This window comes from Arthrobacter cavernae, assembly GCF_017368795.1.
GTDB classification, from domain to species: domain Bacteria; phylum Actinomycetota; class Actinomycetes; order Actinomycetales; family Micrococcaceae; genus Arthrobacter; species Arthrobacter cavernae.
This window is the reverse complement of the sequence record NZ_JAFNLL010000028.1, coordinates 94,663-108,547: the sequence shown is the minus strand read 5'-3', so window position 1 is coordinate 108,547 and position 13,885 is coordinate 94,663. Positions and strand designations below refer to the sequence as shown.

Sequence of the window (13,885 nt, the reverse complement as noted above, 5' to 3'; positions counted from 1 at the left end):
GCGGCCAAGGCAGTAGCGAAGGCACTGCCGGAACTGCTGGGCAAGCTCACCGGCAACGCCATCCGCGTCCCCACCCCGGATGTCTCCATGGCCATCCTGAACCTCAGCCTGGAGAACGGCACCACGCGGGACGAAGTCAACGACTACCTGCGTGAAATGTCGCTGCACTCCGATCTCCGCAAGCAGATCGACTACATCGATTCGCCCGACGTCGTCTCCACCGACTTTGTGGGCTCCCGCCGTGCGGGCATCGTGGACGGCCTGGCCACGATCTCCAACGACAAGAACCTCGTGCTGTACGTCTGGTACGACAACGAGTTCGGCTATTCCTGCCAGGTGGTCCGCGTCATGGAAGAGATGGCCGGTGTCAACCCGCCGTCGTTCCCGGCACGCGACGCCGTCGCCGCGCCCGCCGCTGCGACGCGCGAGACGGTCTCCGTCTAACGGACCGTCCGAAAGGACACCGGGGTTTCCCGGCTGAATTGCTGGAATCAGCCGGGAAACCTGACCAGAATGGAGTCATGGAAAGCGAAACGACTCTGGAACACGAAACCACGCTCGAACGCGCCCTCGACCTGGCCCGCGCCAATCACAAGGAAGCGAAGCGTCTGTATGATGAAGCGGTGGCCGGGCTCGGGTCGGGTTACGTGGGCGAGGACCGCGTGGCCCAGTTGAAAGGGCTCCTTGAGGTTGCCGCGGAAGACGTCCAGCGGGTCATGAAGGAGCAATAACCCACGGGGAACAGCCACAGCGGAGCGCGGTGGCTCAACCGCAGTGTGACTTCTCCTACACACTGTGGATATCGGCTTTGACTGTCGGGGCCCTCACCTAGGCTCAGGGGGAACGTTTTTCCCGATTGGACGGAGCCTCTTGAGTACAACCTGGACCGCATACCGGCGCGCACGGCGCCAATCCCGCCAGGCCTGGGCGCTCCTCCTCTTATTGGCCGTCGGGGCGGCCGCAGGCCTTGCCTGGTTCTTCACCAGCGGTCAGTTCGCGACGGCCGGGCCAACAGGCACCGGACCGAGTGAAGTCCGGGTCTACGATCCGGCCTGGATGAAACCGGTCCGCCCGGTCCTGCCCGTGCCGGCAGGGACGGCGGCCGAGGCCCTGGAAAATCTCCCCGTCAAGGGCCGTGCCGCCAAGGACAACTACGAGCGCACTGAATTCGGGCAGGCCTGGCTGGACGTGGACCGCAACGGCTGCGATACGCGCAACGACGTTCTCCGGCGCGACCTCTCCGACGTTAGCTTCACCGAAGGCTCAAAATGCCGGGTGGCGGCCGGCCAGTTCCAGGAACCCTACACCGGGCAGCACGTCGCGTTCCGCCGCGGCCCCGAGACCAGCGCCGCCGTCCAGATCGACCATGTTGTTGCCCTGGCCGATTCCTGGCAGAAGGGGGCGCAGCAGCTGACGGCGGCACAGCGGCAGAGCCTGGCCAACGATCCCCTGAACCTTGTGGCCGCCGATGGGCCTGAGAACGGCAAGAAGGGCGCTGGCGACGCCGCCACCTGGCTGCCGGCCAACAAGAACATCCGCTGCCACTATGTGGCGCGCCAGATCTCCGTCAAGGCGGCCTACCGGCTTTGGGTCACCCAGGCCGAGAAGGACGCCATGAAGCGGGTGCTGTCAGCATGCCCCGGGCAGGAGACCATCCGCACCGACTGAACGGCGGGTTTGCTTGCCGTCACAGGCTGAGGCGGCCGTGGCCGACTTGCCACGAACCGCCGTCGTCGATCCGCTCCAGCACCACCCGCTGCAGGGACGTCTCACGCGGAAGTTTGTCCAGATCGGCCAGGCCGCGCTGGCGGAAGGTGAAGTACACGGCGTCCGTGGGCTCATCCGTGCAGCGCTCCACGGTGAAGCGCCGTGCGAAGGAGGCGATGTTGCTCTCCGGCAGCTTCGCGGCGAGGTAGGGGTCAAGCATCCACGAATCGCAGGTCGCGGCGGCAACGGGCTTGTCCGGGAAGAAGCGGGCGAAGAACTCCTTCGCCATCGCGAGGCTCTCGTCCACCAGGGCAGGGGACAGTCCGCCGTCCTCGGGGATGTGCACGCCCAGGGTCCAGCGCCCGCCGGCGCCCTGGTCCCAGGTCTTTGCGCCGGCCTCGCGGATCAGATGGTACTGGAGCCGGCCGAGTCGGAACATGTTTCCCGCCATGTGCAGGGTGAGCCAGCCCCAGGTGTCCAGTCCGAAGGCTCCGTGCACGCGGCGGTTGATGCGCAGCTGCAGGCCCATGTCGGCCAGGATCGCCGCGGTCAGGTCCGGCGCGATGCCATGGGCGGAGTGGAACTCGCGGACCTCGGGCGCGAAGCGCAGCAGGGTTTCGATCCAGTCCAGCTCCGTGGTGTCCTCGGCCTTGGCGTTCCCGGACGGGAAAGTGCCAAGGCGCTTCCGGAGCGCCGCCATGGCGCGGACCACGCCCGGGCCGGCCGGGGAGTCCAGGAGCGCAGCGCACTGCGCGGTGTCCTCGCCTGTGATGTCGAGGAGCGCGAACAGTTCGGAATGCCGGGGTGCAGTCATGTCAGTGATCGTGTCCGAAGGGATCGGGGTCGACGCCGGGCATCCAGGTCAGCCCCGGAACGCCCCAGCCCTGCTTCTTGGCCTGCTTCATGGCCTTCTTCGCATAGCGGTCCACCAGGCGGTTGATGTAGAGCTTGCCGTCGAGGTGGTCGTATTCGTGCTGCATGACACGGGCGAACCAGCCGGTGGCCTCGAAGTCAATGGGGTTGCCGTGGCCGTCGAAGCCCTGCACCCGGGCCCATTCGGCGCGCTGCAGGGGGTAGTGCTCGCCCGGGAAGGACAGGCAGCCTTCAACGTCTTCGTCGGGGTCGGGCAAGGCGCCGGAGATCTTGGAGAGAGTCAGCACGGGGTTGACCAGGACTCCCTGCTCGGGGACGCCGTCGTCGTTCGGGTACTTGTACACGAAGATGCGCTTGCCGACGCCGATCTGGGGGGCCGCGAGGCCCACGGCGTTGGCGGCGTCGTTGGTTTCAAACATGTCCGCGATGAGGGTACGGAGTTCGTCGTCGAAGACCTCGACTTCGCTGGCCCGGCGGTGCAGAACAGGTTCGCCCCAGATGGTGACTGGCAGGACGGTCATGTCAGGTTCTTCCTCAGTAGTTGTGCCAAACGGCAGTGACAGGGCCAAACAAAACAAAGGCCGCACCGGATAACCGGTGCGGCCTTTGAGTGGAAACCGGCTCAAGAGCCAATCTCGGTGAGGGTGAGCTACGGGGGTTGAACCCGCGACCTCCTGGACCACAACCAGGCGCTCTGCCAACTGAGCTAAGCCCACCATGTGCCTTTGGCGTTCAGGCCGTTTGACCGGCTTTCCGTGAAGGCAACGACAAATAGCTTACCTGCTGATTGGGGGTGCTTTTGCCAATTTCGTGCTTTTCGGCAAAAAAACCTCTAAACATGGCGCAGATCACACCTCGCCGTTGGTTTCCAGGGTCTCGGCGGTGGCCATGATCTCCTTGGAAATCCGCTGCGCGGTAGCCGTATCGGGTCCGGGGGCGGGCACGAAGACGGCCTCGCGGTAGTAGCGGAGTTCGTCGATGGAATCTTTGATATCGCCCAGGGCCCGGTGTCCGCCGTGCTTGGCCGGCGACTGGAAGTAGGCGCGCGGGAACCAGCGGCGCGAGAGTTCCTTGATGGTGCTGACGTCGATCACGCGGTAATGCAGGTGCTCCACGATGTTGGGCATGTCGCGGGCCAGGAACATCCGGTCGGTGCCCACCGAGTTGCCGCCCAGCGGCGCCTTGCGGGGGTCCGGCACCCACTTCTCGATGTATTCCAGGACGGCGGCCTCGGCTTCGGCCATGGTCTTGCCGTGGGGGAGTTCATCGAGCAGCTTGGACCGGGTGTGCATGTCCCGGACGAAGTCGTTCATCTGCGCCAGGGCGGCATCGTCCGGCTTGATGACGACGTCCACGCCGTCGCCGAGGATGTTCAGTTCAGAGTCGGTAACCAAAGCGGCGACCTCGATGAGGGCATCGTTCTTGAGGTCCAGGCCGGTCATTTCGCAGTCGATCCAGACGATGCGTTCATTTGTAATAGGCACCCGCCAAGCCTATCGTTCAGCCGCTTCCACGTGCCCCGATGATAAGATTCTGGAGCGTGGCAGTGTCTTGATTCCTGCCGCAGACTTCCCCGCACCGGTGCATTTAGCCCCGCGTGGGGTCTATGCCCGGCAACAGATTGGACGACTCTGAGATGACGGTGCCTGTTTCCGCGACCCTCAAGGCCGAAGACGGATCGTCGGGCGCGGCAGCAGCAATCGGCGAAGTGGACAATGCCCGCTCACCGCTGATCGCAGGCTTCATCGGCTCGGTGTTCATGGTCGTCGGTTCACTCGGCGTGGGCTGGCTGGCACCCGTCTCGGAATTGCGCCGCCTGCCGTTGTTCATCTGGATGCGCACGGAAGGTGTCGGCGTCGGGCTGTCCATCGTCCTGCTCGCCATCGGCGGCATGCTGCTCGTCAGGGCCTGGCTCCGGCTCGGCCAGCGGGTCCGTGTCTGGGGGCTGCAGGCCCGCAAGGCCACGCTGCAGGCCGTGCTCGCGTGGGGTCTGCCGATGATGTTCACCGTCCCGCTCTTCAGCCGCGACGTTTACGCCTACATCGGCCAGGGCCGGCTCATGGTGGAGGGGATCAACCCCTACGAGCAGGGGATCTCGGCACTGCCCAACTACTTCCAGTTGGGCGCCGACAAGATGTGGACCGAGGCCCCCGTGCCCTACGGCCAGTTCTTCCTGTGGATCGAGCAGTTCGTCGTCTGGGTCACCAACGTCCAGCCCGAGGCGAGCATCATGCTCTTCCGCCTGGTGGCCGCCGTCGGGATCCTGCTGTGCATCATCTACGTGCCCAAGCTGGCCGAACTCCACGGCGTCAACCCGCACCGGGCGCTGTGGCTGACCGCAGCAAATCCGCTGTTCCTCACCAACTTCATCGCGAGCGTCCACAACGACGCCCTCATGATCGGCCTGGCCCTCGCCGGACTCTACTACTGCGCCACCAGGCGCGTGGTGCTGGGCATCGTGTTGGTCACGCTCTCCATCTCCGTCAAACCGATCACCATCGTGTTCCTGCCGTTCATCGGACTCCTCTGGGCAGGCAAGAACGCGAGCTGGCCCCGCAAGATTCTCTTCTGGTGCCTGACGGCGGCGCTGACGCTGGGGCTGCTGTATGCCATGAGCCTGGTCAACGGCTACGGATTTGGATGGGTCAAGGGCCTGTCCGCCCCCGGAAGCATCTGGATCTGGTACGCGCCGATCGGGCTGATCGGCCTGGTAGTCGCCTCGATCTTCAACGCCTTCGGGCTGGACGGCTGGGGCATGGCGAAATGGGCGTACGACGCCGGGAAGGTGCTGATGCTCGTGGCCATCGCCTGGCAGGTCTTCCGCGGCGAGCACGACCGCCTCATGCGCCGGCTCACCCTGGCATTCGCCGCGATCGTGTTCCTGGCGCCCATGATCCAGTCCTGGTACGTGGTGTGGCTGATCCCGCTCTTCGCCGTCACAGGCATCCGCAACGACTGGCAGGTCAAGGCCCTGTACTTCATGGTGTCCTTCTTTATGGTGTACGCCATCTCGGACCAGTTGGACGTGTTCCCGTACCTGCAGAGCGAAGACCTCGGGCTCGCGCTGACGCTGGCCCGCAACGCGGCCGCGGTCATCGCGCTCCTGTTTGCCGTCTACCTGATCTTCGTAGACCCCAAGACAAAAAGCCTGTTCCGCAAGCGTGACGAGCCGGGTCTCCGCCCGATCATCTGAGGCTCAGCGGGATCTGGGGCTTGGCCGGTGGGAAGGCGCCTGGTGCTCAGCATTGCCCGGCAACCGCGCCCAGCAAATGGAAGAGGCTCTGAGCTGCGTTTCCGCAGTTCAGAGCCTCTTCATGCGTGCCCCAGGAGGGAATCGAACCCCCGACCGGCGGATTAGAAGGCCGCTGCTCTATCCCCTGAGCTACTGGGGCGCACGGGCGCTGCACCCAGTCTGTGCTGGGGCGCCACAAAGAGTTTACATTGCAGCAGGCGCCGGTGTGAGCAGGCCCGGCCAGATGGTCCACTCCTCCTCCACAGAGGCGATCCGGACCGGGATGTCCACATACGGGAAGAGGGGTCTGCCGCGCTCCTCTGCGCCGCGTGAAGCTGAAGACGCCGGGTAGGCATTTCATCTGACGTAAGGACAGCACGATGAACGACATCATTACGGTCCGCGGCTTTGTAGCCTCGGAGATCAGGAGTTCCACCACGCCGGGCGGCATTGCCACCGCTTCGTTCCGCATTGGCTCCACCGACCGGCGGTTCGACCGCGCAAACAACATATGGGTGGACGGCAACACGAACTGGTTCACGGTGCAGTCCTTCCGGCACCTGGCTGGCCACATCGGCTGCAGCGTGAAGAAGGGGCAGCGCATCATCGTGGTGGGAAAGCTCAAACTGCGCCAGTGGGAGCGCGAAGGGAAGATCTACCACGTTGCCGAGATCGACGCCGAAACCGTGGGCCATGACCTGATGTGGGGGTCGGCAAACTTCACCCGGATGGCAAGCACTGCCACACCGGCGGCCGCTGCGGCAGGGTCCCCGGAAAACAATGCCTGGACGCCGGGGGAGAACGGAGAACAGGCGCCCCCCGAGAACGACGATGACACAGAGCCGGCCACGGGCTCGCTTGAGCTTCTGTCCGACGACGAGGACGGGGAATCGCTGCTGGTCGACACCGGAACGGGTGAGCTGGTGGAGACCGACGCTTGAATCCGCCGCGCCCAGGGCGGGCACGGCGGACAGAGCGTCTGTGGTGCGGCACGTTCCCCCGTGGCGGTGCCGCACCACACGACGGACCGCACCACACCGCGGGCTGCACTGTGCAACAGGCCGTCAGACCCCGCAGCGCCGTCTGGCACGCCTCCAATGGCACAATGGCAAGGTGATGAGCCGGGCACCCCACCAAGCAAAGACGAAGCCGTCGGTCAAAGGCCGTTCCGCCGGATACCTCGCGCTCGCGGCCGCGGCGGTAGCCCTGGCATTGTCGGCCTGCACGGCTCCGGCACCCCAGCCTGCCGTTGCGACGCCCGCCACGCAGGGTTCCGCGTCCAGCAATGCGGGGAGCGCCACCGCCCAGCCAGCCACCGCGTCAGGCGCCACAGCGCCCGGCACCGGGACTCCGGCACCATCCCAGGCTGGTCTGGATCCGGCAACTGCCCAACTGAGGGCAACGCTGGAATCAACGCTGGTGTCTGTGGCTGCAGCCAGCCCCAAGCCAGGCCAGGAGCAGCTGCGGGCCGACCTGGTCGCCGCCGGCATTCCGGCCGGGACCCTTGAAGTGTCCGTCAGCCGGACGCCCACGGGGCTGGACGTGGACGCGATCGAGGCCGCTGCGCCTTCCGGCCGGAATTGCGTGGTGGGGCAGGTGCGCGACGGCGCCGTGGCTGTGACCGTTCTTCCGGTCCTGGCGAGCGGCAAATGCTTCGTCGGGGATTCGCGCTAAGGTCCCGGACAGGGGCCCGAATGTGAGTTATGCACGCCTACCCATTAGATTTAACGGCATGGCGGAATTCATTTACACGATGACCAAGGCTCGCAAGGCCGTTGGCGACAAACTTATTTTGGACGATGTCAGCATGTCGTTCTTCCCCGGCGCGAAGATCGGCGTTGTTGGCCCCAATGGTGCCGGCAAGTCCACGATCCTGAAGATCATGGCCGGGCTCGACACCCCGTCCAACGGTGAGGCCCGCCTCAGCGCCGGCTACACCGTGGGCATCCTGTTGCAGGAGCCCCCGCTGAACGAGGAAAAGACCGTCCTGGGCAACGTCCAGGAAGGCGTCGGCGAGATCTACGGCAAGATCCAGCGCTTCAACGAAATCTCCGAGGAAATGGCCAGCCCGGATGCCGACTACGACGTCCTCCTCGAGGAAATGGGCAAGCTGCAGGAAGCCATCGACGCTGCCGATGCCTGGGATCTCGATTCCCAGCTCGAACAGGCCATGGACGCCCTCCGCTGCCCGCCGGCCGACTCCGAAGTCACCATGCTTTCCGGTGGTGAGCGCCGCCGCGTCGCGCTCTGCAAGCTCCTGCTCCAGAAGCCGGACCTGCTGCTCCTCGACGAACCCACCAACCACCTCGACGCCGAAAGCGTCCTGTGGCTGGAACAGCACCTCTCCAGCTACCCGGGCGCCGTCCTGGCCGTCACCCACGACCGCTACTTCCTCGACCACGTTGCCGAGTGGATCGCCGAAGTGGACCGCGGACACCTGTACCCCTACGAAGGCAACTACTCCACGTACCTGGAGAAGAAGCGTGCCCGTCTCGAGGTCCAGGGTAAGAAGGACGCCAAGCAGGCCAAGCGCCTCACCGAGGAACTCGAGTGGGTGCGCTCCAACGCCAAGGGCCGCCAGACCAAGTCCAAGGCCCGTCTGGCCCGCTACGAGGAAATGGCTGCCGAGGCGGACCGTACCCGGAAGCTTGACTTCGAGGAAATCCAGATCCCGCCGGGACCGCGCCTGGGCGGGCTCGTCCTGGAAGCGAAGAACCTGCAGAAGGGCTTCGACGACCGCGTCCTGATCGACGGACTCTCCTTCTCCCTGCCCCGCAACGGCATCGTCGGCGTCATCGGCCCCAACGGCGTCGGCAAGTCCACGCTCTTCAAGACCATTGTTGGCCTTGAACCCCTCGACGGCGGCGAACTGAAGATCGGTGACTCCGTCAAGATCTCCTACGCGGACCAGAGCCGCGGCGGCATCGATCCGGAGAAGACCCTGTGGGAGGTCGTCTCGGACGGCCTCGACTACATCCAGGTCGGCCACGTCGAAATGCCTTCCCGTGCCTACGTTGCGGCCTTCGGCTTCAAGGGCCCGGACCAGCAGAAGAAAGCCGGTGTACTCTCCGGTGGTGAGCGCAACCGCCTGAACCTGGCACTGACCCTCAAGCAGGGCGGCAACTTGCTGCTCCTTGACGAACCGACCAACGACCTCGACGTCGAAACCCTGAGCAGCCTCGAAAACGCGCTGCTCGAATTCCCCGGCTGCGCCGTGGTGGTTTCGCACGACCGCTGGTTCCTGGACCGGGTGGCCACGCACATCCTGGCCTACGAAGGCGACGACGAGAACCCGTCCAAGTGGTACTGGTTCGAGGGCAACTTCGATTCCTACGAAGAGAACAAGGTAGCGCGCCTCGGCCCGGATGCGGCCAAGCCGCACCGCGTCACGCACCGCCGCCTCACCCGCGACTAATCGCCACTCGCGGACGGCCCGCCAGGCATTCGCCAGCCCCGTCAGCAACAGAGAAACCCCGCCCGGATCATTTCCGGGCGGGGTTCTCTGCACCCAAGGATGCTTTTGCATAGTGCCGTGGGGTGCGCCGGATGTGTTCAGACCTGCGCCGCAAACCTGCTCTGCAGTTCCTCCGGCACCCGCAGCATGCCCTCCTGCGCCACCGTGGCAACATGCACGCCGCTGCGGTCGAAGATCTTGCCGGTGGCCAGGCCGCGTGCGCCCTGGGCGCTCGGGGATTCCTGCACGTACAGCAGCCAGTCATCCACGCGGACGGGGCGATGCCACCACATCGCGTGGTCCAGGCTGGCGACGCTCATGCCCGGGGTCATCCAGGCCAGGCCGTGCTTGCGCAGGATGGGCTCCAGCAAGGTGTAGTCGCTGGCGTAGGCCAGGGCCGCCCGGTGCAGATTGGGATCATCGGGCAGCGGGCCGAGTGTCTTCATCCAGACGGCGTTGGTGGCCACCTTCTCCGTGGGGGCGGAGACGTACAGGGCGGGGTCGATGTGCCGCACGTCGAAGGGCCGTTCGGAGGACATGTGGCGGGCCACGGGGTGGTCATACCGGGCCAGCAGATCGGCCGTGCTCGGCAGCGACTCGGGATCAGGGATGCTTGCGGGCATGGTGGACTGGTGGTCCAGCCCGTCATCCTCGTGCTGGAAGGACGCGATCATGGACAGGATCGGGACCCCGTCCTGGTACGCGTGCACGCGGCGGGCCGAGAACGAGCGGCCGTCGCGCAGCCGCTGCACGCCGAAGGTGATGGGCTTGTTGGCGTCGCCGGGCCGGAGGAAGTAGCCGTGCATCGAGTGGGCCACGCGGTCGGGTTCCACGGTCCGCATTCCGGCCATCATTGACTGGGCCAGCACCTGGCCGCCGAAGACCCGGTGCCGCGGCTGCCTCTGGGAGGGCCCAAGGAAAATGTCTTCATCTGTCCGGGCGCCGTCGAGGCTGCCCAGATCGAGCAGTCCGATCAGCGTATCCATGGGGTCATCGATGGCGGCCTCTTCGTCAAGGCCGATGTACGCGTCAGTCATGGTTCGACTCTAGACGGCGCCCCAACACCGCTCAACCGCCGACATGCCGGTAGAGTCGGTGACGTGTCCGATCTCCTGACCCAGCCCCTTCGTTTCGCCGATCCCCGCGATCTTGCAGACCTCCGCACCTTCGTCACGCGTGCCAAGAGCATCGATGACGGCGCCATCCGCCTGCAGGCCGCAGGCCCGGTTCTTGCCGCGTATGTGTGCGTCCTGAGGCCGCGGATTCTCGGGGAGTCCACCCCCACGGTCCTGGGACTGCGTACCATTGGCCTGGCCGAGCCGGCACAGCTTGATGTCACCGTGACGCTCGCGTCCATCACCGACCGCCTGGCGCGTGCGGAGGCGGACGACGTCGAGCTGCCGATTCCGCCGTCGACCGTCACCGAATCCTGGGCGGGTGTGGGGGCGCCGCGCGGCGGCTGGGAGCCGATTGGAGCTGTGCCCGACGCCGAACTCAAGGCGGCGGCGGAGGCCGGGATCGCGGAGGTGGCCGGGATCGTTCCGGAACAGCCGGGTGCCGCGATCGTCAACAATGCGCGGGCGGCGGTTTGGGGCCGGGACCTCCCGGGACTGGCCGGCGTGCCTGCGGGCGCCGCCTTTGCTGCCTTTGCGCTGGGGTTCCTCGGCGACGGCGAGCACCGTCTATTCCGCAATGGCCGTTGGTTCCGCCTCAGCGGCAGCCGCGGCCACATCCTGGTCCGGACCGGTGCCGGGCTGGGACTGGTCCGCTAACCACAGCCAAAGAACCGGCCCAGGAGTCAGCCGGAACGCGGATCAGACGGCCGAGGGGCTGTTGACCATGGTCAGGGCCGCCCGTTCCATGTAGTCCCACAGCGTGCCCTCGTGCAGCGGGGACAGCTCCAGGGCATCAACGGCTGTGCGCATGTGGAAAAGCCAGCGGTCCTTGGCTTCAGGCGTGACCCGGAAGGGCATGTGGCGCATGCGCAGGCGCGGGTGGCCGCGTTCCTCGCCGTACGTGGTGGGGCCGCCCCAATACTGTTCCAGGAACATCAGGAAGCGCCGCTTGGCCGGTTCCAGATCCTCCTCCGGATACATCGGCCGCAGCAGCGGATCCCCGGCCACGCCGTCGTAGAACACGTCGATGAGCTTCACGAAAGTGTCGTGCCCGCCGATCGCCGCATAGAAGCTGTCCGTGTACGCGGGCTGGCTGAAGGGATCGTTCTGCATCAGCTGGCGGCGCTGCTCCGGCCGGGGTGCTGCGGATTCCTGCTGGCTGGTCATGTCATTCACTTGCTTTCTCGTCTTGATCCGTGGCGGGGCGCTTCGGTGCCGCAACAGCGGTCCCCGAGCCGCCGTCGTCGTCCGCTGCGGGCGGCTCCTCCGGCACATAGTCACCCTGCGAGCGGTTGCCTACCCGCAGGATCTCGCCGTTGCGCAGGTACCAGATGGCACCGTCTTCCGCGCGGACCCGCGTGATCCGCAAGCCCACCGATTCAACGGTACCAACCACCTCGCCGGTCACGATCACGTCGCCGATCCCGTACTGGTCCTCGATGGTGATGAAGATGCCGGCCAGGAAATCCCTGATCAGCTGCTGGGCGCCGAAACCGATGGCCACGCCGAGGATGCCTACACTGGTCAGCAACGGTGCGATGTCCACGTTGAGGAACTTGAGCACGTAGATGATCACGATGACCACCACGGCCACGCTGATCACACTCGTCAGCAGCGAACCAATCGTGTGCGCGCGCTGGACCCGCCGCTCGTGGTCCAGGGCGCGGATGGCCGGCTGGACCCACTTGAAATGCGGTTTCTTGAAGAAGGTGCTGCCCTCGGCCACGCGCCGCGTGATCCGCAGGATGGTGAACCGGGCCAGAAGCCACACAACCAGCCCGATGCCGAGGGTGATCAGGATTGCCCAGACGTCGATCCCGCGTGCAGCCGTTTCCGTGCCCAGGGTCAATGGCGTGCCGCTCATCTACGGGGCCGCTCCTCACTGTTTCCGTTGCTTAAGTGCAGTTTGCTTGGGCAGGCCCGTGTTCGCCGGGCGCTGAACCCTCTGTCCCCAGCCAACACTATCGCCGTAGCGTGGCCCCATGCGCATCCTGGTTCTCGGCGGCACGGCTTTCCTCTCAGCAGAAATCGCCCGGCAGGCGGTCGCGTCCGGGCATGAGGTCACCTGCCTGGCGCGCGGCAGCTCCGGCGGACCGCCCGACGGCGTGGCCTGGGTCCGTGCCGATCGTTCCGTGGGTGCCGCAGCCTATGCCGGGCTGGCCGGTGGCTGGGACGCCGTGGTGGAGGTAGCGCGTGATCCGCGCCAGGCCCGTCAAGCCCTGGAGGCTCTGGCCTCGCGGGCCGCCCACTGGACGTTTGTGTCCAGCTGCTCCGTGTATGCCGGGCATTCCGTCCCGGGGGCAAACGAGGACGCAGAGCTGCTGCCGCCCCTGCCCGTGGATGAGGATTCAAGCCCTGAAAGGTACGGGGAGTCCAAGTCCGCCATCGAACAGCTGACCGTGGAGCTGGCGGGGGAGAAGGCGCACATTGTCCGGGCCGGGCTGATCGGCGGACCGGGGGACAGCTCCGACCGCTACGGCTACTGGCCGGCCCGCTTCGCCGACAGCCGGGATCCCGTCCTGGTGCCCGATATCCCGGACCACGCCACGCAGGTCATCGACGTCCGTGACCTGGCGTCCTGGATTCTGTACGCCGCGGAACACCACGTCACGGGCACGTTCAACGCCCTGGGCGATGTGGTGCCGTTCGGCGAATACATCGACGAGTCGCGCCGCATGGCCGGCCCCCTCGGGGAAACGGTGGTGGCCGGCGAGGACTGGCTGGTGGAGCACAACGTCCAATACTGGGCGGGAGCGGAATCGCTCCCGCTCTGGCTGCCGCCGGGCCACGAGGGCTTCTCGGCACGGTCCAATGCGGCCGCCCGGGCGCTGGGCCTGGCGTTGCGGCCCTGGCGGGAAACCCTGCAGGACACGCTGGAGGACGAGCGGGCGCGCGGCCTGCACCGGGACCGGAAGGCAGGGCTGGGTGCCGCCACGGAGCAGCGGCTTATCGCGGAATTTCTGGCGGGCTAGGCCGCGGCCGCCGTCGTACGTGGCTCGTGCAGGACCGGGAAGTTCACACTCCGGGCGATGAAACATATAGCGTTGGCCTCGTGATGGAGCCCGGCCATGAGGGAAACGTGGGCGGGATCGGCCACCGTGACCTGCGGCTTCAGCGTGACGCTCTCGAACTGGCCGCTGCCGTCGCGGTTCAGGCGCATCAGGCCCTCGGCGTTGTCCACATAGTCCGTCACCACCACGCCGTGCTTCACGGCGACGTGCAGGAAGGACAGCATGTGGCACTGCGACAGGGCCGCGAGCAGGAGCTGTTCGGGGTTGTAGCGGCTGCGGTCGCCGTGGAACGTCGGATCAGAGGAGCCCTTGAGGACGGGCAAGCCTGGGATCTCGACGTCGTGGTCGCGCGTGTAGCCCCGGTACGACGATGTGCCCTCGCCGAGGTTTCCGGTCCAGCGCACGGTCAGCGAATAGTGGTGTTCGGCCAGGCTCATGCAGACAGTCTAATGGGGGCACACAGCTGGCCCCGGTCCCTTGGCGGAACCGGGGC

At 66.1% G+C, this 13,885-nt stretch carries 15 protein-coding genes, 2 tRNA genes and 1 pseudogene; 9 read left to right on the top strand and 9 right to left on the bottom strand.

Going from position 1 to position 13,885, the window contains the following annotated elements:
- The 3 genes and pseudogenes from J1902_RS12415 to J1902_RS12405 all read left to right on the top strand — a co-directional run.
- Positions 1–444, top strand: a pseudogene (locus J1902_RS12415) (glyceraldehyde-3-phosphate dehydrogenase); the annotation flags it as partial.
- 77 nt (positions 445–521) lie between these two features.
- On the top strand, positions 522–731 hold the full coding sequence (locus tag J1902_RS12410) for a hypothetical protein (RefSeq protein ID WP_207616557.1): 210 nt from the start codon (positions 522–524) through the stop codon (positions 729–731).
- Between the two features lie 139 nt (positions 732–870).
- Positions 871–1,668 carry an HNH endonuclease family protein gene (locus tag J1902_RS12405; RefSeq protein ID WP_207616556.1) on the top strand — a complete coding sequence of 266 codons (798 nt, stop codon included), beginning with the start codon at positions 871–873 and terminating at the stop codon, positions 1,666–1,668.
- 19 nt (positions 1,669–1,687) lie between these two features.
- Here J1902_RS12405 and J1902_RS12400 read toward each other — a convergent pair whose 3' ends face one another.
- From J1902_RS12400 to orn, 4 genes are all read right to left on the bottom strand, one after another.
- On the bottom strand, positions 1,688–2,521 hold the full coding sequence (locus J1902_RS12400; protein ID WP_207616555.1) for an acyltransferase domain-containing protein: 834 nt from the start codon (positions 2,519–2,521) through the stop codon (positions 1,688–1,690).
- 1 nt (position 2,522) lies between these two features.
- Entirely contained in the window at positions 2,523–3,101 is a 579-nt protein-coding gene (gene def / locus J1902_RS12395) for a peptide deformylase (protein WP_207616554.1), read from the bottom strand.
- 122 nt (positions 3,102–3,223) lie between these two features.
- Positions 3,224–3,296: transfer RNA gene (locus J1902_RS12390), tRNA-His, on the bottom strand.
- A 132-nt stretch (positions 3,297–3,428) separates the two neighbouring features.
- Positions 3,429–4,064 (bottom strand): oligoribonuclease, encoded by a 636-nt coding sequence (orn, locus tag J1902_RS12385; RefSeq protein WP_207616553.1) that lies wholly within the window; start codon positions 4,062–4,064, stop codon positions 3,429–3,431.
- A gap of 152 nt (positions 4,065–4,216) precedes the next feature.
- Here orn and mptB point away from each other — a divergent pair, with 152 nt between their 5' ends.
- Positions 4,217–5,773, top strand: a complete 1,557-nt coding sequence (gene mptB, locus J1902_RS12380; protein WP_207616552.1) for a polyprenol phosphomannose-dependent alpha 1,6 mannosyltransferase MptB — start codon at positions 4,217–4,219, stop codon at positions 5,771–5,773.
- Between the two features lie 126 nt (positions 5,774–5,899).
- Here mptB and J1902_RS12375 read toward each other — a convergent pair.
- Positions 5,900–5,972, bottom strand: a tRNA-Arg gene (locus tag J1902_RS12375).
- 220 nt (positions 5,973–6,192) lie between these two features.
- Here J1902_RS12375 and J1902_RS12370 point away from each other — a divergent pair.
- From J1902_RS12370 to ettA, 3 genes are all read left to right on the top strand, one after another.
- Positions 6,193–6,753 (top strand): single-stranded DNA-binding protein, encoded by a 561-nt coding sequence (locus tag J1902_RS12370; protein WP_207616551.1) that lies wholly within the window; start codon positions 6,193–6,195, stop codon positions 6,751–6,753.
- Positions 6,754–6,928: 175 nt separating this feature from the next.
- Positions 6,929–7,486, top strand: a complete 558-nt coding sequence (locus J1902_RS19365) for a DUF6993 domain-containing protein (protein WP_242701939.1) — start codon at positions 6,929–6,931, stop codon at positions 7,484–7,486.
- A 58-nt stretch (positions 7,487–7,544) separates the two neighbouring features.
- Complete coding sequence (ettA, locus tag J1902_RS12360) at positions 7,545–9,227, top strand: energy-dependent translational throttle protein EttA (RefSeq protein WP_207616550.1); 1,683 nt, start codon at positions 7,545–7,547, stop codon at positions 9,225–9,227.
- Positions 9,228–9,364: 137 nt separating this feature from the next.
- On the opposite strand, the gene J1902_RS12355 is transcribed toward ettA, so the two are convergent.
- Positions 9,365–10,303 (bottom strand): acyl-CoA thioesterase, encoded by a 939-nt coding sequence (locus J1902_RS12355; RefSeq protein ID WP_207616549.1) that lies wholly within the window; start codon positions 10,301–10,303, stop codon positions 9,365–9,367.
- A 63-nt stretch (positions 10,304–10,366) separates the two neighbouring features.
- On the opposite strand from J1902_RS12355, the gene J1902_RS12350 reads away from it, so the two are divergent.
- Positions 10,367–11,038 carry a DUF8185 domain-containing protein gene (locus J1902_RS12350; protein WP_207616548.1) on the top strand — a complete coding sequence of 224 codons (672 nt, stop codon included), beginning with the start codon at positions 10,367–10,369 and terminating at the stop codon, positions 11,036–11,038.
- A gap of 42 nt (positions 11,039–11,080) precedes the next feature.
- Here J1902_RS12350 and J1902_RS12345 read toward each other — a convergent pair whose 3' ends face one another.
- Positions 11,081–11,548, bottom strand: coding sequence for a globin (locus J1902_RS12345; RefSeq protein WP_278253635.1), 468 nt, complete (start codon positions 11,546–11,548; stop codon positions 11,081–11,083).
- A gap of 1 nt (position 11,549) precedes the next feature.
- Entirely contained in the window at positions 11,550–12,245 is a 696-nt protein-coding gene (locus J1902_RS12340) for a mechanosensitive ion channel family protein (RefSeq protein WP_207616547.1), read from the bottom strand.
- 118 nt (positions 12,246–12,363) lie between these two features.
- Here J1902_RS12340 and J1902_RS12335 point away from each other — a divergent pair, with 118 nt between their 5' ends.
- Positions 12,364–13,353, top strand: a complete 990-nt coding sequence (locus tag J1902_RS12335; protein WP_207616546.1) for an NAD-dependent epimerase/dehydratase family protein — start codon at positions 12,364–12,366, stop codon at positions 13,351–13,353.
- Here the strand turns inward: J1902_RS12335 and J1902_RS12330 are convergent.
- Positions 13,350–13,829 carry an OsmC family protein gene (locus J1902_RS12330; protein WP_207616545.1) on the bottom strand — a complete coding sequence of 160 codons (480 nt, stop codon included), beginning with the start codon at positions 13,827–13,829 and terminating at the stop codon, positions 13,350–13,352. The genes J1902_RS12335 and J1902_RS12330 overlap by 4 nt on opposite strands.
- Positions 13,830–13,885: the final 56 nt, after the last annotated feature.

What these genes read in the sequence shown, in the direction of transcription:
- J1902_RS12410 (WP_207616557.1), top strand. Translation starts at nt 522, where the DNA reads ATGGAAAGCGAAACGACTCTGGAACACGAAACCACGCTCGAACGCGCC.
- J1902_RS12400 (WP_207616555.1), bottom strand. Translation starts at nt 2,521, where the DNA reads ATGACTGCACCCCGGCATTCCGAACTGTTCGCGCTCCTCGACATCACA.
- def (WP_207616554.1), bottom strand. Translation starts at nt 3,101, where the DNA reads ATGACCGTCCTGCCAGTCACCATCTGGGGCGAACCTGTTCTGCACCGC.
- mptB (WP_207616552.1), top strand. Translation starts at nt 4,217, where the DNA reads ATGACGGTGCCTGTTTCCGCGACCCTCAAGGCCGAAGACGGATCGTCG.
- J1902_RS12370 (WP_207616551.1), top strand. Translation starts at nt 6,193, where the DNA reads ATGAACGACATCATTACGGTCCGCGGCTTTGTAGCCTCGGAGATCAGG.
- J1902_RS19365 (WP_242701939.1), top strand. Translation starts at nt 6,929, where the DNA reads ATGAGCCGGGCACCCCACCAAGCAAAGACGAAGCCGTCGGTCAAAGGC.
- ettA (WP_207616550.1), top strand. Translation starts at nt 7,545, where the DNA reads ATGGCGGAATTCATTTACACGATGACCAAGGCTCGCAAGGCCGTTGGC.
- J1902_RS12355 (WP_207616549.1), bottom strand. Translation starts at nt 10,303, where the DNA reads ATGACTGACGCGTACATCGGCCTTGACGAAGAGGCCGCCATCGATGAC.
- J1902_RS12345 (WP_278253635.1), bottom strand. Translation starts at nt 11,548, where the DNA reads ATGACCAGCCAGCAGGAATCCGCAGCACCCCGGCCGGAGCAGCGCCGC.
- J1902_RS12340 (WP_207616547.1), bottom strand. Translation starts at nt 12,245, where the DNA reads ATGAGCGGCACGCCATTGACCCTGGGCACGGAAACGGCTGCACGCGGG.
- J1902_RS12335 (WP_207616546.1), top strand. Translation starts at nt 12,364, where the DNA reads ATGCGCATCCTGGTTCTCGGCGGCACGGCTTTCCTCTCAGCAGAAATC.
- J1902_RS12330 (WP_207616545.1), bottom strand. Translation starts at nt 13,829, where the DNA reads ATGAGCCTGGCCGAACACCACTATTCGCTGACCGTGCGCTGGACCGGA.